This is a genomic window from Variovorax sp. YR566, from assembly GCF_051992195.1.
In the GTDB taxonomy this organism is placed as follows: domain Bacteria; phylum Pseudomonadota; class Gammaproteobacteria; order Burkholderiales; family Burkholderiaceae_C; genus Variovorax.
This window is the reverse complement of sequence record NZ_CP197092.1, coordinates 4,147,413-4,167,469: the sequence shown is the minus strand read 5'-3', so window position 1 is coordinate 4,167,469 and position 20,057 is coordinate 4,147,413. Positions and strand designations below refer to the sequence as shown.

Here is a 20,057-nt window from a genome sequence, read left to right as displayed (position 1 = left end):
TTCAGCAAAGACCACGAGTATACACAATTTGGCCCGGCAATTCCGTCGTCTCGAAGCGAGTGGAGAAGCTCCAGCGTCTGCTTGGCCTCGCTTGTGAAGGCTGCATCGAGCGTTTGATGCGAATTCAAACGGCCATGAAAAAAGCCACCGGAGGCCGGTGGCTTGAATCGAATGACCTGGTAAAGGTCTGTTTAAACTTGGTGCCCAGAAGAGGACTCGAACCTCCACGATGTTACTCGCTAGTACCTGAAACTAGTGCGTCTACCAATTCCGCCATCTGGGCCCACAGAGCTGCCGAAGCAGCAATGTTTTGAATTTCAGGAAAGAAGGAGATCATATCAAAAATAATGTCACTTCCAGCGGCTTGCTGGATGAATTCGAAGGAACTGTTCAAGGACATCGCGATGGGCACGGCTTCGTGCAGCGCGACGACGGTGAAGCAGACATCTACCTGCCGCCGAACGAAATGCGCGCGGTGTTGCACAAGGACCGCGTCAAGGCGCGCGTCGTGCGCCAGGACCGCCGCGGTCGCCCCGAAGGGCGCGTGGTGGAAATCGTCGAGCGTCCCGAGCAGCCCATCATCGGCCGCCTGTTGCACGAAGGCGGCATCTGGCTCGTTGCACCGGAAGACAAGCGCTACGGCCAGGACGTCCTGATTCCCAAGGGCGCAACCGGTCCCGCGAAGGTGGGGCAGGTGGTTGTCGTGCAACTCACCGAGCCGCCGGCTCTGTTCGGCCAGCCCGTTGGCCGCGTGAAAGAAGTGCTGGGCGAGATCGACGACCCCGGCATGGAGATCGAGATCGCCGTGCGCAAGTACGGCGTGCCGCACGAGTTTTCCGCGGAGTGCCTGGCCGAAGCCAAGGCATTGCCCGAGAAGGTCCGTCCCGCCGACAAGAAGGGGCGCGTCGACCTTACCGACATTCCGCTCGTCACCATCGACGGTGAAGACGCGCGCGACTTCGACGATGCCGTGTACTGCGAACCCGCGAAGGTGGGCCGCGGCAAGGGCTGGCGCCTGCTGGTTGCCATTGCCGACGTCAGCGCCTATGTGCAGACCGGCTCGGGCATCGACATCGACGCCTACGACCGCGCCACCAGCGTGTACTTTCCGCGCCGCGTGATTCCGATGCTGCCTGAGAAGCTGTCGAACGGCCTGTGCTCGCTCAACCCCGAGGTCGAGCGCCTGTGCATGGTGTGCGACATGCTGGTCGCGGCCGACGGCGAGATCTACGCGTACCAGTTCTACCCGGCCGTGATGTTCAGCCATGCGCGCTTCACGTACACCGAGGTGGCTGCCATCCTCGGCAACACGCGTGGCCCCGAAGCTGCCAAGCGCAAGGACCGCATCAAGGACCTGCTGAACCTTGCCGACGTCTACAAGGCGCTGCTCAAGCAGCGCGGCAAGCGTGGCGCGGTCGACTTCGAAACTACCGAGACGCAGATCATCTGCGACGACGCCGGCCGCATCGAAAAGATCGTGCCGCGCACGCGCAACGAGGCGCACCGCCTGATCGAAGAGGCAATGCTCGCGGCCAACGTCTGCAGCGCCGACTTCATCGCCGAAGGCAAGCACCCGGGCCTGTACCGCGTGCACGAAGGCCCGACGCCCGAGAAGAAGGAAATCCTGCGCGGCTACCTGAAGGCGATGGGTGTCGGCCTGAGCATCACCGACGATCCCAAGCCGGGCGAGTTCCAGGCGATCGCCGATGCCACCAAGGAGCGCCCCGACGCGCAGCAGATCCACACCATGCTGCTGCGCTCGATGCAGCAGGCGATCTACACGCCGATCAACAGCGGCCACTTCGGCCTGGCCTACGAGGCCTACACGCACTTCACGAGCCCGATCCGGCGCTATCCGGATCTGCTGGTGCATCGCGTGATCAAGGCGATCCTGTCGAAGACGCGCTACCAGCTGCCGATGCTGCCCACGCCCGGCGAGGCGCATGCCAAGCTGGCCAAGCGGCTCGCGTCGCGCGTGAAAGCGCCAACCAGCAAGCCGCAGAAGGCCACTGTCGCTCCCACCAAGGAAGTGCTGGCATGGGAAGCCGCAGGCCTGCATTGCAGCGCCAACGAACGCCGCGCCGACGAGGCCAGCCGCGACGTCGAGGCCTGGCTCAAGTGCAAGTACATGCGCGAGCACCTCGGCGAGGAATACGGCGGCGTGGTCACCGCGGCCACCACCTTCGGCATCTTCGTCACGCTCGACGCGATGTACGTCGAGGGCCTGGTGCACATCACCGAGCTCGGCGGCGAGTACTTCAAGTTCGACGAGATGCGCCAGGAGCTGCGTGGCGAGCGCACCGGCATCCGCTATGCCATCGGCACGCGGGTGCGGGTGCAGGTGAGCCGCGTCGACCTGGACGGCCGCAAGATCGACTTCCGCCTCGTGCGCGAAGGCGAAGAGCTCACGGCCCGTGCCATGAAGGACAAGGGTGCGGCATCATCTGGCGTGCCGGTCAAGGCCTCGGCCAAGCGCAGCACGCGTCACAAGGCTGAGGCCGGCAACGCCGAGTCGCGCGCAGAGCGCGGCACCTCGGCCACGGCCGGGCCGCAGTCGGCGATGCAGGCCTTCAAGTCGGCGGTCAAGAAGGCCGCCAACAAGATGAAGGGGCGCAAGCCGCGCCGCTGAAGAAAGCCTCGCACGCCGCACGAACCATCGACAAACCGAAAAGAGAAAGAGACAGACAGCATGAGCGCTGAAGACAACAAGGGCCGCATCGCCATCGTCACGGGTGCGGGTTCCGGCATCGGCCGCGCCGCCGCGCTGGCGCTGCTGGGTGACGGCTGGAGCGTGGTTCTGGCGGGGCGCCGCCTGGAGCCGCTGGAGCAGGTGGCGCAAGAATCGGGCGCCGGTGCGCGCGCCTTTGCGGTGTCGACCGACGTGTCCAATGCGGACTCGGTGCAGGCCCTGTTCGCCGCCACCGTCGAGCGCTTCGGCCGCGTCGACCTGCTGTTCAACAACGCCGGCGTGGGCAATCCGCCGGGCCCGTTCGAGGACTGGACGCCCGAGCAATGGCAAGGTGTGGTCGACATCAACCTGACCGGCATGTTCTTCTGTATCCAGCAGGCGTTCCGCACAATGAAGGCGCAGACGCCGATGGGCGGCCGCATCATCAACAACGGCTCCATCTCGGCCACCGCGCCACGGCCGAACTCGGCCGCCTACACGGCGACCAAGCACGCGGTCGAAGGGCTGACCAAGACCGCGTCGCTCGACGGCCGCAAGTACGACATCGCCGTGGGGCAGGTGGACGTGGGCAATGCCATGACCGAACTGGCCGCGCGCATGGCCAAGGGCGTGCCGCAGGCCAACGGCGAACTCGCGATCGAGCCGCTGATCGACGTCAAGATCGTGGGCCAGTCGGTGCTCTACATGGCGAACCTGCCGCTGGAGGCCAACGTGCTGTTCCACACCATCATGGCGACGAAGATGCCCTTCGTCGGGCGCGGCTAAAAAGCTCGCGTCAGGCGGGCGTGCGGCGGGCCAGCGTGCCTGCCGTGAGCGGGGCCGCATCGGCCGGCCATGTGTCGGCGATGTGGCCGTGCTGCCAGACGGCTTCGCGCGCTGCTTCGAAAGCAGGCTGGCGCATGGCCAGCGCTGCGCCGATCATGCCGGCCAGCACGTCGCCGGTGCCTGCAGTCGCGAGGCTGGCATTGCCGGTCAAGTTGATGACTGGCAGGGTTTCGGCGGCGCCTGCAATGACGGTGCCCGAACCCTTGAGCACAACCACGACACCGAAGCGTGCGGCGAGTTGGCGGGCGGCGGTCAGCCTGTCGGCTTGGACATCGCCGACGGTGCAACCCAGCAGGCGTGCAGCCTCCAGCGGATGTGGCGTGATCACGGTGGGCGATCCGCTTTTCCCCCGGGACGTCAGCTGTGCTTGCAGCGCGCCATCGGTTGCGATGGCGTTGAGCGCGTCGGCATCGAGCACCAAAGCGGCCGCCGTCGAGAGCACGCGCGGCAGCAGTTCTTGCACCGCCTCTCCACCGCCGCAGCCGCACACCGCCGTCATGCCTGACAGGTCGAGCGTTCGGGCGTCGCGCAGCATCAGTTCGGGTTGCGCGGTGTCGACGGGGGCCGCGCTCGGGTCGAGCAAGCCGACGAACACGCGTCCCGCGCCGCCATGCAGTGCCGCCGAGCCGGCCAGCAAGGCGGCGCCCGCCATGCCGGACGCTCCGCCGATCACCGCGACATCGCCGTAGCTACCCTTGTGCGAGGCATGGGTGCGCGGCTGTGCATCGGGTGCTCCGGCGATTCGGGCCAGGGGTTGATCCTTGAACGCGCTGCAACCCAGATCGTCGAACCACACCGTGCCCGCCGCATCACGGCCCTGGGCTGTGAACAGGCCAGGCTTCAATGAAAGAAAGGTGATGCAGGTGCGGGCCGATGCTTGCGCGTGGTCGATGCCGTGGGGCAGGGTGCCGGTGTCCGCATTCAACCCCGATGGCACGTCGACGCAGAGCACGGGTTGGCCGCTCGCATGCATCTTCGCCAGCCACTCGGTCATCGTGCCTTCGGGCGGCCGAGTCGATCCGATGCCGAGCAGCGCGTCGATGGCCAGTTCGTAGGCTGAAGGCGGCGTCGATGCAAAGGTGACGCCCGCATCGCGGGCACGCTGCAGTGAAGCCTTGGCGTCCGGTGGCAAGCGGCTTTCATCTCCCAGGAACGTGACGACCGGAAAGAAGCCCCGGTGACGCAGCTGCGCGGCCGCCTCGAAACCATCGCCGCCGTTGTTTCCCGGCCCGCAAGCCACCCAGATCGTCCGCGCATGCGGCGCAATCGCCATCGCGAGCCGCGCTACCGCAAGGCCGGCGCGCCGCATCAGCGTGTGGGCGGGCAGGGCGGCCGCCGCGGCATGCTCGATTCGGCGCGTGGCGGCGATGTCGAACAACTCGGCAGCGGTGGCGGAGGTGATGCGTTGCATCGGCGCATTGTGCCGCCGTGCTGTCTCCCTATCATCCGGGGATGAGCTTCAAAGGCGTCGGTTGGCTGCTTGTCCTGCTTTTCGCAGCGCTTGTCTTTTTCCTCGCTGCGACGATGGCGTGGATTGCAGGGCTGGGATGGGTTCTGGGCCTGTTGTGCGCCGTATGGGGCGTCTTCCTGCTGGCAGAGCTGAAGCGGTGGGTGTCTCTGCGGGACGTGGCCTGGGCCGCCAATGTCGGCTTCGGCTGCAGCGTGATCCGGTGGTTCGACGTCCCGGGTGAAACGGCTTCCGGCCTGATGCGTCTGGCCCTGCTGGGTGCCGCTGCGCTGTGCCTGATTTTCTTTGCGCTGCTCAGCCCCGGACTGCTGGGGTGGATTGCGAGCAGGCTTCGCCCACCGCCGGAGCCCGCGCTGCCTGTAGAGCAGCCGGCGAGCCCCGAGGCCCTGCGCCGATGGGGTCCTAAAGACTGAGCCGTTCGACCCCGAGTCCTTCGAGGTCGATGCCCGGGTCCTGTCCAGCGATCAGGTCGCCCAGTACGCGCGCGCTGCCGCACGACAGCGCCCAGCCGCTCGACCCATGGCCGAGGTTGAGCCACACACCGGGAATGCCGCTGGCACCCAGCACCGGTGGACCGTCCGGCAGCATTGGCCGTGCGCCTTTCCATTGCTGGACGCCGGACTGCAGCGTGGCTGCGCCCGGGAACCAGTCGTGCAGCACCTTGTAGAGCGTTTGCACCGCGGCCGGGTTCATCGTGTCGAGCGAGCCGCCGATCTCGGCGCTGCCAGCCACCCGCACGCGCTGGCCCAGGCGGGAGATGGCGACCTTGTAGCGCTCGTCCATCACCGCGCTGCGCGGCGCGTTGAGCGGCTCGCGGATCGGCGCGCTCACCGAATGGCCGTAGACCGGGGCCATCGGGATGCGCAGGCCCAGCGGCCGCAGCAGCGCGGCCGAAGCCAGGCCGGCGCACACCACGACTGCGTCGTAGCGCACGGGGTCGGAGCCGCTCGCCAGCGACAGCGAGGTGGGTGCCGCGCGGCTCAGCGGCGCGATGTCGCAGTTGAAATGAAACTGCGCGCCGAACGACTCGGCCTCCCATTTGAGCAGCAGCGCGAACTGGCGGCAGTTGGCCACTTCGTCTTCGGGCAGGTGGATGGCGCCTGCCAGCGGGGTGTCGGGGTTGAGGGCAGGCTCGATCAGCCGGGCCTCGTCGGCGTCGATTTCCTTGAAGACGCTGCCCGCCGAGCGCAGCACCTCCAGCCCGGCTTGCGCCAGTTTCTTGTCGCGCTTGGAACGCAGCAGCACCAGGTAGCCGTCGCTGCGTTCGTAGCTGAGCTCGCGCGCCTCGGTCACCTCGTGCAGTCGATTGCGACTGTAGAAGGCCAGGCGCTGCATGCGGGCGCGGTTGGCCAGGTAGGTTTCGAGCTTGCAGGCTTTCTGCCAGCGCGACAGCCAGCCGAGATCGCGCGAGCCCAGCGGCCAGCGCAGCTTGATGGCGCCGTGCGAGGACAGCAGCGAGCGCAGCACCTTGCCGCGCATGCCGGGGGCAGCCCACGGCGTGACGGACCCGGGAGCGACCACGCCGGCGTTGGCGAAGCTGGCTTCTTCTGCGGCGGCGCCCCTGCGCTCGAACACGGTCACTTCATGGCCGTCGGAAACCAGTTCCCAGGCGGTGGTGACGCCAATGATGCCGGCGCCCACGATCGCGATTTTCATTGAATGTTCTGAATAAGAGAGATGGCTGACGCCCGTCAGGTGGGCCGTGTCAGCTGTTAATTTTGCAGCGCGCGCTCGGTCTGGAGTGCTACAGCAAGCACGGCGTCGTCGTGCAGCGCGGCATGCCACAACATCAGGCCAACCGGCAGTTCGCCGTCGGCGTGGCAGGGCAGCGAGATCGCGCAGCCGTCGAGCATATTGATGATCGACGGGTTGCGCAGCAGCAATGCATTGACGCGGAAGAATTCGTCGTCGCGTTGGGTGCCCGGCGCCACGCTGGCGATGGGCGGCGCGGTGATCGGCACTGTCGGCGACAGCACGGCGTCGAACGGGGCGAGCGCGGTTTCGACTCGGGCGATCCAGTCGCGACGGGCATTGATCAGGTCGATGTATTCATGCGCCTTCATCGCGGCGCCGCGCAGGATGCGCTGGGCCACGCGCGGGTCGTAGCCTGCGCCGCTGCGCTCCAGCAGCAGGCGGTGCCAGGCGTGCGACTCGGCGGCGGAGAAGCCGCCGGTGGCGTTGATGGTGGCCAACTCGGCGAGTTCGGGCAGTTCGATTTCCACGATGCGGGCGCCGGCTGCCCGGAGCGCCTTCAGCGAGCGCTCGAAGGCGGCGGCCACGTCGGGCTCGATGCCGTCGAAGAAGATGTTCTTCACCACGGCCAGCCTGTAGGCGGCCAGAGGGGCGTTGCCGGCGGTCACTCGCCGGGCCGCGAGGATCTCGTGCGCGGTGATGGCGTCGCGAACCGAGCGCGTCATGGCGCAGACAGTGTCCAGAGTGGTTGAGAGCGGCAGCGCGCCGTCGGCGGGCGTCAGCCGGGCCGTGTTCTTGAAGCCGACGATGCCGTTCAGCGCCGCCGGGATGCGGATCGAGCCGCCGGTGTCGGAGCCCAGGCCGATGAACGCGGCCCCGCTGGCCACCGAGATCGCGGCGCCGGACGACGAGCCGCCCGGAATGCGCGGCGTAGCGGCGTCGCTCACATTGGCCGGCGTGCCGTGGTGCGGGTTGACGCCGACGCCCGAGAAAGCGAATTCCGTCATGTTGGTGCGGCCGGTCAGCACGCCGCCCGCGGCGCGCAGCCGCACCACGGCAAGGGCATCGGCCCTGGCGACTGGTGCATGGGCCAGGACCACTGAGCCGGCGGGCGTTGGTTGGCCTTCGATGTCGAACAGGTCCTTGGCGGTGAAGGCGAGGCCCGAAAGCCGACTGTCGGAGTTCGACGCAGCGGCCGACTGGCGGGCTTCGTCGAACATGGTGCGGGTGAAGACGTGCGCGCAGACCGGGGACTGGGCGATGCCGATGGCGCGCTCCATTTCGGTGCGTGCATCGGAGCCACCTGCCAGAAGGTCGAGACGGGTGGCGTGAAGGTCGTTCATGAGTGGGGCAGAGGCTGTGCAAGCAGCTCGGGTTCAGGGAGGAGGGGCGACGGCCGTGCTATACTCTTTGGGTTTCGCTGGCTGAGCGACGGCTCCCGTTGCACCCAGTCAAACACATCCGCAAACCGGCCCAATCAAGGTGTTGTGACTCCATTCGAAAAGAGCACAAAACGGGCTGGATTTTAGACCCAACCTTTGGAGTAATTTCAATGTCTACCACCATGCGCGAAATGCTGGAAGCAGGTGTCCATTTCGGTCACCAAACCCGCTTCTGGAACCCCAAGATGGCCCCGTACATCTTTGGCCATCGCAACAAGATTCACATCATCAACCTGGAAAAGTCGCTCCCGATGTTCCAGGATGCGATGAAGTACGCCAAGCAGCTCACCGCCAACCGCGGCACGATCCTGATGGTCGGCACGAAGCGCCAGGCCCGTGAAATCGTGGCGGCAGAAGCCCGTCGCGCCGGCGTGCCCTTCGTCGACACCCGCTGGCTCGGCGGCATGCTGACCAACTTCAAGACCGTCAAGACCTCGATCAAGCGTCTGAAGGACATGAAGGCCCAGCAGGAAGCCGGCCTCGACTCGCTGAGCAAGAAGGAGCAGCTGACCTTCTCGCGCGAAATCGAGAAGCTCGAAAAGGACATCGGCGGCATCCAGGACATGGCCGCGCTGCCCGACGCCATCTTCGTGATCGACGTGGGCTTCCACAAGATCGCCGTGGCCGAAGCCAAGAAGCTCGGCATTCCGCTGATCGGCGTGGTTGACTCCAACCACTCGCCCGAAGGCATCGACTACGTGATCCCTGGCAACGACGACTCGTCGAAGGCTGTCACGCTGTACGCCCGCGGCATCGCCGACGCGATCATCGAAGGCCGCAACAGCGCCACCGGTGACGTGGTCAAGGCCATCGCCGAAGGCAATGGCGACGAATTCGTCGAAGTCGAAGAAGGCGCTTCGGCCTGATTGGCGCGCCTGCGAGCCTGAAGAAGGGGCTTTGGTGCCCCTTTTTTTTAACCTGATTTTTGGATTTACGGAGATACCACAAATGGCTGCAATCACCGCAAGCATGGTCGGCGAACTGCGCGCAAAGACCGACGCGCCGATGATGGAGTGCAAGAAGGCCCTGACGGAGGCCGACGGCAACATGGAAAAGGCCGAAGAGCTGCTGCGCATCAAGCTCGGCAACAAGGCTGGCAAGGCATCGGGTCGCATCACCGCTGAAGGCGTGGTCACGGCTTTTGTCGACGGCGCTGCCGGCGGCATGATCGAAATCAACTGCGAAACCGACTTCGTCACCAAGAACGACAGCTTCCTGGCCCTGGCCAACGCCGCCGCCATGCTGGTCGCGAAGAACAACCCCGCGGACATCGCTGCGCTGGGCGCACTCGCCTATGAGCAAGACGGCTTCGGCCCCACGCTCGAAGACGTGCGCAAGGGCCTGATCGGCAAGATCGGCGAGAACATGAGTTTCCGCCGCTTCAAGCACTTCGCTGGCAACGGCAAGCTGGCTTCGTACCTGCACGGCACGCGCATCGGCGTGATGGTCGAGTTCGAAGGCGACGACACGTCGGCCAAGGACGTGGCGATGCACATCGCCGCCATGAAGCCGGTCGCCATCCAGGCATCGGACGTGCCTGCCGACCTGATCGAAAAAGAGCGCGCAGTTGCCAAGGGCAAGGCCGACGAAGACCGCAAGACCGCCGAAGCCGAGGGCAAGAAGCCGCAGCCGGACGACATCGTTGCCAAGCGCATCGAAGGCGGCGTGCAGAAGTTCCTCAAGGAAGTCTCGCTGCACAACCAGCCGTTCGTGAAGAACGACAAGCAGACCGTCGAGCAGATGCTCAAGGCCGCCAGCACCACGATCAAGGGCTTCACCCTTTACGTGGTCGGCGAAGGCATTGAGAAGAAAGTTGACGACTTCGCAGCCGAGGTGGCCGCGCAAGTTGCAGCGGCCAAGGCTGCTGCTTAAGCCTTTAAGGCTCAACGGCGGTGCGCCCACGCGCGCCGCCGTTTTTTCATCGCTACGTTTTACACTCGTCCCAGTCCAACCAAAGGAAATTGCCCATGTCTGATGCCCGCCCAGCCCACAAGCGAATCTTGTTGAAGCTGTCGGGAGAGGCGTTGATGGGCGATGACGCCTTCGGCATCAACCGCGCGACCATCGTGCGAATGGTGCAGGAGGTGGCCGAGGTCGTGAACATGGGCGTGCAGGTGGCGGTCGTGATCGGTGGCGGCAACATCTTCCGCGGCGTCGCGGGGGGCTCGGTCGGCATGGACCGCGCCACGGCCGACTACATGGGCATGCTGGCCACGGTCATGAACTCGCTGGCGCTGGCCGATGCAATGGACAAACAGGGTCTCGTGGCTCGTGTGATGTCCGCCATTGCCATCGAGCAGGTGGTTGAGCCCTATGTGCGCCCCAAGGCCCTGCAGTACCTCGAAGAGGGCAAGGTCGTGGTGTTCGCAGCCGGCACGGGTAACCCGTTCTTCACCACCGACACGGCCGCTGCGCTGCGCGGTGCCGAGATCGGTGCCGAACTGGTGCTCAAGGCGACCAAGGTCGACGGCGTCTACACCGCCGATCCCAAGACCAACCCCGACGCAACGCGCTATGTCTCGCTCAGCTTCGACGAGGCGATCGCAAAGAATCTCGGCATCATGGACGCCACGGCTTTCGCGCTGTGCCGCGACCAGAAGCTGCCGATCAAGGTGTTCTCGATTCTCAAGAACGGCGCATTCAAGCGCGTCGTCATGGGCGAGGACGAGGGCACGCTGGTGCATGCCTAGGAGTATTTGAGATGACTATTGCAGATATCCGCAATGCGACCGACGCGAAGATGAATCAGTCGCTCGCCGCATTCCAGAACAACCTTACGAAGATCCGTACCGGCCGCGCCAACTCTGCGCTGCTCGACTCGATCCATGTCGAGTACTACGGCTCGCAGGTGCCGTTGAGCCAGGTGGCCAACGTGTCGGTGCTCGATTCGCGCACCATCAGCGTCCAGCCTTGGGAAAAGGGCATGGGCGCCAAGATCGAGAAGGCCATCCGCGAAAGCGACCTGGGCCTGAACCCCGCCTCGATGGGCGACCTGATCCGCGTGCCGCTGCCCGCCATGAGCGAAGAGCGCCGCAAGGAAATGACCAAGCTGGTCCGCAACGAAGGCGAAACCGCCAAGGTCGCCACGCGTAACCTGCGCCGCGATGCGAACGAGTCGGTCAAGAAGCTGGTCAAGGACAAGCTGGCGTCCGAAGACGACCAGAAGCGCGCCGAGGCCGAGATCCAGAAGGTCACCGACCGCCACATCGCGGAAATCGACCGCCTGGTCGCGGCCAAGGAAGCGGAGATCATGGCCGTTTGAGGCCTGTCATGGCCTCTTCAGCGCCACGCATTCCCCACCACGTTGCCATCGTCATGGACGGCAACGGCCGTTGGGCCACGCGGCGCTTCCTGCCCCGCGTCGCGGGGCACAAGCAGGGTGTCGAATCGCTGCGCCGCTGCGTCAGGGCCTGTGCCGACCGCGGCGTGGGCGTGCTCACGGTGTTCGCGTTTTCGTCCGAGAACTGGAACCGTCCCGTCGAGGAAGTCTCCGGCCTCATGGACCTGATGGTCGGTGCACTCGCCCGCGAGGTGCCCAAGCTCAGCGCCGATGGCGTGCGGCTGCATTTCGTCGGCGAACGGGCCGGCCTGTCGCCGAAAATGGTGAAGGGCCTGGTCGACGCCGAGCAGGCCACGGCGCACAACACGCGCATGGTGCTCAACGTCTGCTTCAACTACGGCGGCCGCTGGGACATCGCGCAGGCCGCCGCCAAGCTGGTGGCGCAGGGCGATGCGATCACCGAGGCGAGCCTCGACCGCGCCATGGCGCTGGCCCATGTGCCCGACCCCGACCTGTTCATCCGCACGGGCGGCGAGCAACGGTTGTCCAACTTCCTGCTCTGGCAGAGTGCCTACGCCGAGCTTTTCTTCAGCGACAAGCTGTGGCCCGAATTCGACGAAGCTGCGCTGGACGAGGCCATTGCCGCGTTCCAGGGCCGTGAGCGGCGCTTCGGCCAAACCTCGGCACAGGTCAAGACCGCCACGGCCTGAGGGCCTGACAACTTCCCGCATGCTCAAACAACGCATCCTCACGGCGATCGTGCTGCTCGCGATCCTGCTGCCAGCGCTGTTCTATCGAAACTACATCCCCTTCGCCTGCGTCATGCTGGTGTTGATCGGCGCTGGCGCCTGGGAGTGGGGGCGTCTGAATGGATACGGCCAGCGGCTGTCGGTGTTTCTCGGCGTTGAAACGGTGGTGCTGTGCGCGCTGTCCTGGTGGCTGGGGCTGCTGGAGCAGCCGTTGGTCCTGATGTGGACCCTGGCCAGTGCAGCTTGGGTGCTGGGCGGCGCAGCGCTGCTGCGAGTGGCGGTGCCGGGCTGGCCCCGTATTCCGCGTGGGCTGCGGTTGGTCGGTGGTTTGCTGGCGCTATGGGTGGCATGGCTTGCCGCAGTGCAGGCACGCATGATCGGCATCAACTTCCTGCTGTCGATCCTGGTGCTGGTGTGGGTGGCCGACGTGTTCGCCTATTTCGCCGGCCGCGCCTTCGGCCTGAAATTCACCCGCAACAAGCTCGCGCCCGCGATCAGTCCCGGCAAGAGCTGGGAAGGCGTGTGGGGCGGAATGATCGGCGTGGTGGTGCTGGCCTTTGCCTGGGTCTGGGCCGACAAGGCCACCGGCGCGACCGTGGCCAGCCTCTATACCCGTCTCAACGAGCGGGGCTGGTGGCTTTTGCTGCTCGCCGCGCTGTTCCTCGCGGCCATGAGCGTCGTGGGTGACCTCGTCGAATCTCTCATCAAGCGCAGCGCCGGCGCCAAGGACAGCAGCCGGCTGCTGCCCGGCCACGGCGGCGTCCTCGACCGCGTGGATGCCCTCTTGCCGGCGCTTCCCATTGCCATGATGCTGGCTTTCCTGTGAACACACCCAGAAGACAACGCGTCACGGTGCTCGGCTCGACCGGTTCGGTCGGGGTGAGCACGCTCGACGTCATTTCGCGGCACCCCGAGCGTTTCGAGGTGTTTGCCCTTTCGGCGGCTACCAAGGTCGATGAGTTGCTGGCGCAGTGCGCTCAGTTCTCGCCCCGGTTCGCCGTGATGGCCAGTGCGCCGCATGCTGCGTTGCTGGCTGAAAAATTGAAGCAAAACAGCCTGAAAACGGTTGTTCTGGCGAGCGATGACGCTCTCGAAACGATAGCGTCTCACGACGAAGTCGATGCCGTGATGGCCGCCATCGTCGGTGCGGCGGGCCTTGGCCCTTGCCTGGCTGCTGCGCGCGCTGGCAAGCGGCTGCTGCTGGCCAACAAGGAAGCGCTGGTCGTCGGCGGCGAACTCTTCATGCGTACCGTGCGCGAAGGCGGCGCGACGTTGCTGCCTATCGACAGCGAGCATTCGGCCATCTTCCAGTCGCTGCCTGAAGACCCGTCCACCTGGGCGCGGCGTATCGACAAGATCATCCTGACCGCATCGGGTGGCCCGTTCCGCACTCGTGCGCCGGAAACCCTGGGTACGGTGACGCCCGAACAGGCCTGCGCCCATCCGAACTGGGTCATGGGCCGCAAGATTTCGGTCGACTCGGCCACCATGATGAACAAGGCCCTCGAAGTGATCGAGGCACGTCACCTGTTCGGCGTCGCGCCTGATCAGATCGAGGTCGTCATTCATCCGCAGAGCGTGGTGCACTCGATGGTGCAGTTCACCGATGCTTCGGTCATCGCCCAGCTCGGTACGCCCGACATGCGGGTGCCGATCGCGGTGGGCCTGGCTTGGCCTGAGCGCATCGAGAGCGGTGCTGCGCGGCTCGACTTCCGCCAGATGGCCTCGCTGACCTTCGATGCGCCCGACGCAGCACTCTTTCCCGGACTGAGCCTGGCATGGCATGCACTGCGCGCCGCGCCGGGCACGACGGCGGTGCTCAATGCTGCCAACGAGGTCGCAGTTGAAGCTTTCCTGAACCGCCGCCTGCGTTTTGATTGCATACATGCGGTCAACATGGAAACTTTGGAAAGGGTCGCCCCCTCCAAGCCGGCATCGCTGGCCGACCTGCTGGCGATCGATGCCAGCGCCCGTGCGGCGGCCAATGCCGCGGCGCTGCGTTTCGCAGCCTGACCTGACGACCCTCCGTAGAGACCAAGGACCCCGATGCTGCTCACTGTCATAGCCTTTGTGGTCGCACTCGGTGTCCTGATCGCGGTGCACGAATACGGGCACTACCGCGTGGCTGTTGCCTGTGGAGTCAAAGTCGAGCGTTTCTCCGTGGGATTCGGCAAGGCGCTGCTGCGCTGGCAGCCCAAGCGCCAGCATCCGGGGCAACAGACCGAGTTCGTCATCGGTGCATTCCCGTTCGGCGGCTACGTCAAGATGCTCGACGAGCGCGAGGGGCCGGTCGCACCTGAAGAGCGCCATCGCGCCTTCAACACCCAGCCTTTGCGTTCCCGAGCGGCCATTGTTGCGGCGGGGCCGATCGCCAATCTGCTGCTGGCTGTCGTGCTTTACACGGCCGTCAACTGGATCGGCGTGCAGGAGCCGGTCGCCAAGCTCGCGCGGCCGGTGGCCGCCTCTCTGGCCGAAGTGGCGGGCCTGCGCGGCGGCGAGCACATCACGCAAGCGGGCTTCGATGGCGACCTGTCGCCGGTCCAGTCCTTCGAGGATCTGCGCTGGCGCATGACGCGTGGCGCGCTCGATGGCCATGACCTGACGCTCGAAGTCGCAGGGGAAGCCGGCCGGCCGGCGCGCCAGCTGGTACTGCCGCTGAGCCGCATGGAGACCAAGGACGCCGATCCGCAGATGTTCCGCAAGATCGGCGTGGTGGCACCCCTGACCCGGCCTGAGATCGGCGAAGTCATGGCGGGCAGTGCGGCGGAAAGCGCCGGCCTGCGCAATGGCGACGTGGTGCGCGCCATCGGCGACACGGCCATCGTCGACGGGCAGCAGCTGCGCGAGGTGATCCGGGCGTCGGTCGATGGTGACCAGCCGCGCACCCAGGCCTGGCAGGTCGAGCGCGGCGGCCAGCCGCTCAAGATCGACGTGAAGCCCGAGGTGCGGGAAGAGGGCGGCGTCAAGGTGGGACGCATCGGCGCCTATGTTGGTGCGCCGCCCGAAATGGTGACGGTGCGCCAGGGGCTGGTCGACGGTGTCTGGCGTGGTGTGGTGCGCACCTGGGAGGTGTCCGCCCTGACCGTGCGCATGATGGGCAAGATGGTCATCGGCGAGGCTTCGCTCAAGAACCTGAGCGGTCCACTCACGATTGCCGACTACGCTGGCAAGTCCGCAAGCCTCGGTTTTACTCAGTATCTGGTCTTCCTGGCGCTCATCAGCGTGAGCCTTGGAGTCCTCAATCTCATGCCGCTGCCGGTCCTCGATGGGGGACACCTGATGTATTATCTTTGGGAGGGCCTGACCGGCAAGAGCGTCTCCGACGCTTGGATGGAACGGCTTCAGCGCGGGGGTGTGGCCCTGCTGCTGGTCATGATGTCGGTCGCACTCTTCAACGACGTCACACGGCTCTTTGGTTAACTTTCTGCCCGGCCCTTTCCGTGCCGGCTCAATTCTCAGATGAACAAAAACTTCAGTCGCTTTCGCCTGCGTAGCGTTGCCGCGGTGGTTGCCAGTGCGCTTGCCGCCACGGCAGCCTGGGCCGTAGAGCCTTTCACGGTGCGCGACATTCGCGTCGAAGGTCTGCAACGCGTCGAAGCCGGTACGATCTTCGCGTCGCTGCCGCTGCGCGTGGGCGATACCTACAGCGACGAGCGCGGTTCTGCCGCCATCCGTGCGCTGTTCGACCTGGGGTTGTTCAAGGATGTGCGCATCGACGTGAACGGCAACGTGCTGGTGGTGATCGTCGAAGAGCGACCGACCATTGCAGACGTCGATTTCGTCGGCACCAAGGAATTCGACAAGGCCGCGCTGCAGAAGGCGCTGCGCGAAGTCGGCCTGACCGATGGCCGTCCCTACGACAAGGCACTGGCTGACCGCGCCGAGCAGGAGCTCAAGCGCCAGTACGTGAGCCGCAGTCTCTACAACGCGCAGGTCGTGACCACTGTCACGCCCATCGAGCGCAATCGCGTCAACCTGACCTTCACTGTGACCGAAGGCGAGTCGGCCCGTATCCGGGAAGTGCACGTGGTCGGCAACAAGGCCTTCAGCGAATCGACGCTGCTGAGCCTGTTCGATCAGGACAGCGGCGGCTTCATGAGCTGGTACACCAAGTCGAACCAGTATTCGCGCGCCAAGCTCAACGCCGACCTCGAAACGCTGCGCTCGTACTACATCACCCGCGGCTACCTCGAGTTCCGCATCGACTCGACCCAGGTCGCCATTTCGCCGGACCGCAAGGACCTGACGGTGACCGTGAACATCAGCGAAGGCGAGAAGTTCGTGGTGTCGAGCGTCAAGCTCGACGGCAACTACCTCGGCCGCGACGACGAGTTCAAGTCACTCATCACCATCAAGCCGGGCGAGCCCTACAACGGCGAGCAGGTCACCGAGACCACCAAGGCCTTCAACGACTATTTCGGCACCTTCGGCTATGCGTTCGCACGCGTGCAGGCGCGCCCCGACATCGACCGCGCGAACAACCGCGTGGCGCTCACGCTGCAGGCCGAGCCCTCGCGCCGCGTGTACGTGCGTCGCGTCTCGGTGGGCGGCAACAACAAGACCCGCGACGAAGTCATCCGTCGCGAGTTCCGCCAGTACGAAGCCTCCTGGTACGACGGCGACAAGATCAAGCTGTCGCGCGACCGCGTGGACCGCCTGGGCTTCTTCACTGAAGTGAACGTCGAAACGCAGGAAGTGCCCGGCTCGCCCGACCAGGTGGACCTGACCGTCAACGTGGCTGAAAAGCCCACCGGCAGCCTGCAACTCGGCGCCGGCTACTCGAGCGCCGAAAAGGTCGCGCTGACCTTCGGTATCTCGCAGGAAAACGTGTTCGGCTCGGGTAACTTCCTGGGCGTGCAGGTCAACACCAGCAAGTACAACCGGACGCTATCGGTGACCACGACCGACCCTTACTTCACGCCGGACGGCATCTCGCGCACGATCAGCCTCTACCACACCACGACGCGCCCGTATCAGACCTCCACCGATGGCGACTACAAACTGGTGAATCAGGGCGCTTCCATCCGCTTTGGCGTGCCGTTCAGCGAAGTCGATACCGTCTTCTTCGGCATCGGTCTCGAGCGCTATGCGTTCGATCCCAACAGTTCGACTGCATTCTCCGGCCTGTACACGCCGCCGTCTTACCTTGCCTATTTCCAGTGCCAGAAGGATGCCACGGGCCTGCTGGTGGTCAACTGCGACCAGAAGAGCGTCTGGGGTGTTCCGCTGAGCATCGGCTGGGGCCGTGACAGTCGCGACAGCGCGCTGATCCCGACCACGGGCCGTCTGCAGCGCGCCAACCTCGAAGTGGGCGCGGCCGGGGACATGAAGTACATCAAGACGAACTACCAATACCAGCAGTTCTTCGCGATCAGCAAGCAGTACACCTTCTCGATCAACGGCGAAGTCGGCTATGCCAAGGCGCTCGGCAACAAGGTCTACCCGATCTTCAAGAACTTCTATGCCGGTGGCCTGGGTTCCGTCCGTGGCTTCGAGCAGAACTCGCTGGGGCCGCGCGATGCCCCTCTGTTCCTCCAGAGCGAAGGTGCAGCCCTCGGTGGCACCAAGAAGGCAGTCTTCAATGCCGAACTGAGCACGCCGTTCCCGGGTGCCGGCAACGACCGCACGCTGCGCTTGTACGGCTTCTTCGACGCCGGCAACGTGTTCGGTACGCGTGCCGCTGGCGTGACTGACGAGCAATGGAAGGCCGAGAAGAAGTTGCGCGCGTCGGTCGGCCTGGGCGTCAGCTGGATTTCGCCGCTGGGCCCGCTGCGTCTTGCTTATGCCTTCCCAGTCAGGTCCCAGAAGGAAGTGGGGCAGCCGTTTACAGCCGGGTATATCCCGAAGGATAGAATTCAGCGCCTCCAATTCCAGATCGGAACGTCTTTCTAAATGAAGCATTTGATTCGCGCTGCGGCAGGCGCGTTGTTGATTCCCGCCCTCGCATTCGCTGCGGTGCCCGCCCAGGCGCAGGAAACCTTTCGCATCGGTTTCGTGAACCCGGACCGCGTGCTGCGTGAGGCGCAGCCGGCCAAGACTGCCCAGGCGAAGCTCGAAGCCGAATTCCTGAAGCGCGAGAAGGACCTGACCGCACAAGGCGACGCCCTGAAGGCGGCTTCTGAGAAGTTCGAGCGCGAGGCGCCCACCCTGTCGGAAAGCCAGCGGGTCACGCGCCAGCGCTCGCTGGTCGACCAGGACCGCGACTTCCAGCGCAAGCGCCGTGAATTCCAGGAAGACCTGAACGCGCGCAAGAACGAAGAGCTCCAGCAGGTCTACGAGCGCGCCAACCGCGTGGTGAAGCAGGTGGCCGAGGCCGAGAAGTACGACGCCATCCTGCAGGAAGCGATCTACATCAATCCGAAGCACGACATCACCGACAAGGTGATCAAGGCGCTGAACGCGTCGGTCGGCTCTCCTGCGCCCGCGGCCGGCAAGTAACGCCGCGAACCGGCGTGTCACTGCAGCTCGGAGCCATCGTTGACGCCCTTGGGGGCGAGCTTCATGGCGATGCGGCGCTGTCCATCGAGCGGCTTGCGCCGCTGCAGAATGCACAGCCCGATGCGCTCAGCTTCCTGAGCCATCCCAAATACCAGCAGGAACTGGCGGCCTCGAAGGCCGCCTGCGTGATCGTCTCGCCCGCCATGCGCGAGGCGGCCGCGGCGCGTGGCGCTTTCATCGTCACGCCCGATCCGTACTTCTACTTTGCCCGCCTGACGCAGCTCTGGAAGGCGCATCACGCGCGTCCGGAGGCCGACCGGATCCATCCCAGCGCGGTGATCCACGCCGAGGCGCAGGTCGACGCCACGGCGCGCATCGGTGCGCTGTGCGTGGTGGAGCGGGGCGCACGCATCGGCGCGGGCACGGTGCTGAAGTCGCGCGTGACGGTCAGTGAAGACTGCTTCATCGGCGAGCGCTGCCTGCTGCACCCTGGCGTGGTCATCGGCGCTGACGGCTTCGGCCTCGCGCCGCACGAGGGGCGCTGGGTCAAGATCGAGCAACTGGGTGCGGTGCGCATCGGCAACGACGTCGAAATCGGCGCCAACACCTGCATCGACCGCGGCGCGCTCGACGACACCGTGATCGAAGACGGCGTGAAGCTCGACAACCTGATCCAGATCGGCCACAACGTGCGCGTCGGCAAGAACACCGCCATGGCGGGTTGCGTCGGCGTGGCTGGCAGCGCCACCATTGGTGCCAATTGCACCTTTGGCGGCGGCGCCATCGTGCTGGGCCATCTGACAGTGGCCGACGGCGTGCACATATCCGCCGCGACCGTGGTCACCCGTTCAATTCACAAGGCCGGCCAGTACACCGGTATGTTTCCCATCGATGACAATGCGAGCTGGGAAAAAAATGCGGCAACGCTCAAGCAGTTGCACAGCCTGCGCGAACGACTGAAGGCGCTGGAGAAAGCTCCCTCGAAAAAATGACGACGATGCAGGAACAGAAAATCATGACGACGACGCTCGATATCCATCAAATCCTCAAGCTGCTGCCCCACCGATACCCGTTCCTGCTGGTGGACCGCGTGCTCGACATGGAAAAGGGCAAGCGAATCACCGCGCTCAAGAACGTGACGATGAACGAGCCGTTCTTCAATGGCCATTTCCCGCACCGCCCCGTGATGCCGGGCGTGCTGATGCTCGAAGCCATGGCCCAGGCCGCGGCCCTGCTGTCGTTCCATTCGCTCGACATCGTGCCGGACGACAACACCGTCTACTACTTTGCCGCCATCGACGGCGCGCGCTTCAAGCGCCCGGTGGAACCCGGCGACCAGCTGACGCTCGAAGTCGAAATCGAGCGTATGAAGGCGGGCATTTCCAAGTTCAAGGGCCGGGCCCTGGTGGGCAGCGAACTCGCCTGCGAGGCGACGCTGATGTGCGCCATGCGCCAGATCAGCTGACCCGGCCGC

Annotated in this window: 18 protein-coding genes and 1 tRNA gene; 15 read left to right on the top strand and 4 right to left on the bottom strand. The window is 65.2% G+C overall.

What is annotated here, in order from left to right:
* Positions 1 to 198 precede the first annotated feature (198 nt).
* A tRNA-Leu gene (locus tag ACTG4X_RS19555) sits at positions 199 to 283 on the bottom strand.
* Positions 284 to 364: 81 nt separating this feature from the next.
* Here ACTG4X_RS19555 and rnr point away from each other — a divergent pair.
* The gene (gene rnr / locus ACTG4X_RS19550; protein ID WP_440531677.1) at positions 365 to 2,629 is read left to right on the top strand and encodes a ribonuclease R; all 2,265 of its coding nucleotides are present in this window, start codon (positions 365 to 367) and stop codon (positions 2,627 to 2,629) included.
* A 60-nt stretch (positions 2,630 to 2,689) separates the two neighbouring features.
* Entirely contained in the window at positions 2,690 to 3,454 is a 765-nt protein-coding gene (locus ACTG4X_RS19545) for an SDR family oxidoreductase (protein WP_093056536.1), read from the top strand.
* A 10-nt stretch (positions 3,455 to 3,464) separates the two neighbouring features.
* On the opposite strand, the gene ACTG4X_RS19540 is transcribed toward ACTG4X_RS19545, so the two are convergent.
* Positions 3,465 to 4,925 carry an NAD(P)H-hydrate dehydratase gene (locus tag ACTG4X_RS19540; protein WP_440531676.1) on the bottom strand — a complete coding sequence of 487 codons (1,461 nt, stop codon included), beginning with the start codon at positions 4,923 to 4,925 and terminating at the stop codon, positions 3,465 to 3,467.
* A gap of 41 nt (positions 4,926 to 4,966) precedes the next feature.
* Between ACTG4X_RS19540 and ACTG4X_RS19535 the strand changes: the two genes are divergently transcribed.
* Positions 4,967 to 5,395: a hypothetical protein gene (locus tag ACTG4X_RS19535; protein ID WP_093056538.1), complete on the top strand. Its 429-nt coding sequence runs from the start codon at positions 4,967 to 4,969 to the stop codon at positions 5,393 to 5,395.
* Here ACTG4X_RS19535 and ACTG4X_RS19530 read toward each other — a convergent pair.
* Both ACTG4X_RS19530 and ACTG4X_RS19525 read right to left on the bottom strand, forming a co-directional pair.
* Entirely contained in the window at positions 5,385 to 6,638 is a 1,254-nt protein-coding gene (locus ACTG4X_RS19530; protein ID WP_440531675.1) for a D-amino acid dehydrogenase, read from the bottom strand. The two genes, ACTG4X_RS19535 and ACTG4X_RS19530, sit on opposite strands and share 11 nt — an antisense overlap.
* Positions 6,639 to 6,694: 56 nt before the next feature.
* Positions 6,695 to 8,017, bottom strand: a complete 1,323-nt coding sequence (locus tag ACTG4X_RS19525) for an amidase (protein WP_440531674.1) — start codon at positions 8,015 to 8,017, stop codon at positions 6,695 to 6,697.
* Between the two features lie 209 nt (positions 8,018 to 8,226).
* Here ACTG4X_RS19525 and rpsB point away from each other — a divergent pair, with 209 nt between their 5' ends.
* From rpsB to fabZ, 12 genes are all read left to right on the top strand, one after another.
* Positions 8,227 to 8,982 carry a 30S ribosomal protein S2 gene (gene rpsB / locus ACTG4X_RS19520; RefSeq protein WP_093056541.1) on the top strand — a complete coding sequence of 252 codons (756 nt, stop codon included), beginning with the start codon at positions 8,227 to 8,229 and terminating at the stop codon, positions 8,980 to 8,982.
* An 82-nt stretch (positions 8,983 to 9,064) separates the two neighbouring features.
* Positions 9,065 to 9,988 carry a translation elongation factor Ts gene (gene tsf, locus ACTG4X_RS19515; RefSeq protein WP_093056542.1) on the top strand — a complete coding sequence of 308 codons (924 nt, stop codon included), beginning with the start codon at positions 9,065 to 9,067 and terminating at the stop codon, positions 9,986 to 9,988.
* Positions 9,989 to 10,083: 95 nt separating this feature from the next.
* Positions 10,084 to 10,806 carry a UMP kinase gene (gene pyrH / locus ACTG4X_RS19510; RefSeq protein ID WP_093056543.1) on the top strand — a complete coding sequence of 241 codons (723 nt, stop codon included), beginning with the start codon at positions 10,084 to 10,086 and terminating at the stop codon, positions 10,804 to 10,806.
* A gap of 11 nt (positions 10,807 to 10,817) precedes the next feature.
* Positions 10,818 to 11,378 (top strand): ribosome recycling factor, encoded by a 561-nt coding sequence (frr, locus tag ACTG4X_RS19505; protein ID WP_093056544.1) that lies wholly within the window; start codon positions 10,818 to 10,820, stop codon positions 11,376 to 11,378.
* A gap of 8 nt (positions 11,379 to 11,386) precedes the next feature.
* A complete protein-coding gene (gene uppS, locus ACTG4X_RS19500; protein ID WP_440531673.1) occupies positions 11,387 to 12,106 on the top strand; it encodes a polyprenyl diphosphate synthase in 720 nt (239 codons plus the stop codon).
* 19 nt (positions 12,107 to 12,125) lie between these two features.
* Positions 12,126 to 12,971, top strand: coding sequence for a phosphatidate cytidylyltransferase (locus ACTG4X_RS19495; RefSeq protein WP_093056546.1), 846 nt, complete (start codon positions 12,126 to 12,128; stop codon positions 12,969 to 12,971).
* A complete protein-coding gene (ispC, locus tag ACTG4X_RS19490) occupies positions 12,968 to 14,158 on the top strand; it encodes a 1-deoxy-D-xylulose-5-phosphate reductoisomerase (RefSeq protein WP_440531672.1) in 1,191 nt (396 codons plus the stop codon). Before ACTG4X_RS19495 ends, ispC begins: the two co-directional genes overlap by 4 nt.
* Positions 14,159 to 14,191: 33 nt before the next feature.
* Positions 14,192 to 15,565 carry an RIP metalloprotease RseP gene (gene rseP / locus ACTG4X_RS19485; RefSeq protein WP_440531671.1) on the top strand — a complete coding sequence of 458 codons (1,374 nt, stop codon included), beginning with the start codon at positions 14,192 to 14,194 and terminating at the stop codon, positions 15,563 to 15,565.
* Positions 15,566 to 15,604: 39 nt separating this feature from the next.
* The gene (gene bamA, locus ACTG4X_RS19480) at positions 15,605 to 18,037 is read left to right on the top strand and encodes an outer membrane protein assembly factor BamA (protein WP_093056549.1); all 2,433 of its coding nucleotides are present in this window, start codon (positions 15,605 to 15,607) and stop codon (positions 18,035 to 18,037) included.
* Positions 18,038 to 18,583, top strand: a complete 546-nt coding sequence (locus tag ACTG4X_RS19475) for an OmpH family outer membrane protein (protein ID WP_440531670.1) — start codon at positions 18,038 to 18,040, stop codon at positions 18,581 to 18,583.
* A gap of 14 nt (positions 18,584 to 18,597) precedes the next feature.
* Positions 18,598 to 19,575 (top strand): UDP-3-O-(3-hydroxymyristoyl)glucosamine N-acyltransferase, encoded by a 978-nt coding sequence (gene lpxD / locus ACTG4X_RS19470; protein WP_093073881.1) that lies wholly within the window; start codon positions 18,598 to 18,600, stop codon positions 19,573 to 19,575.
* A 23-nt stretch (positions 19,576 to 19,598) separates the two neighbouring features.
* Positions 19,599 to 20,048 (top strand): 3-hydroxyacyl-ACP dehydratase FabZ, encoded by a 450-nt coding sequence (fabZ, locus tag ACTG4X_RS19465; protein WP_013541729.1) that lies wholly within the window; start codon positions 19,599 to 19,601, stop codon positions 20,046 to 20,048.
* Positions 20,049 to 20,057: the final 9 nt, after the last annotated feature.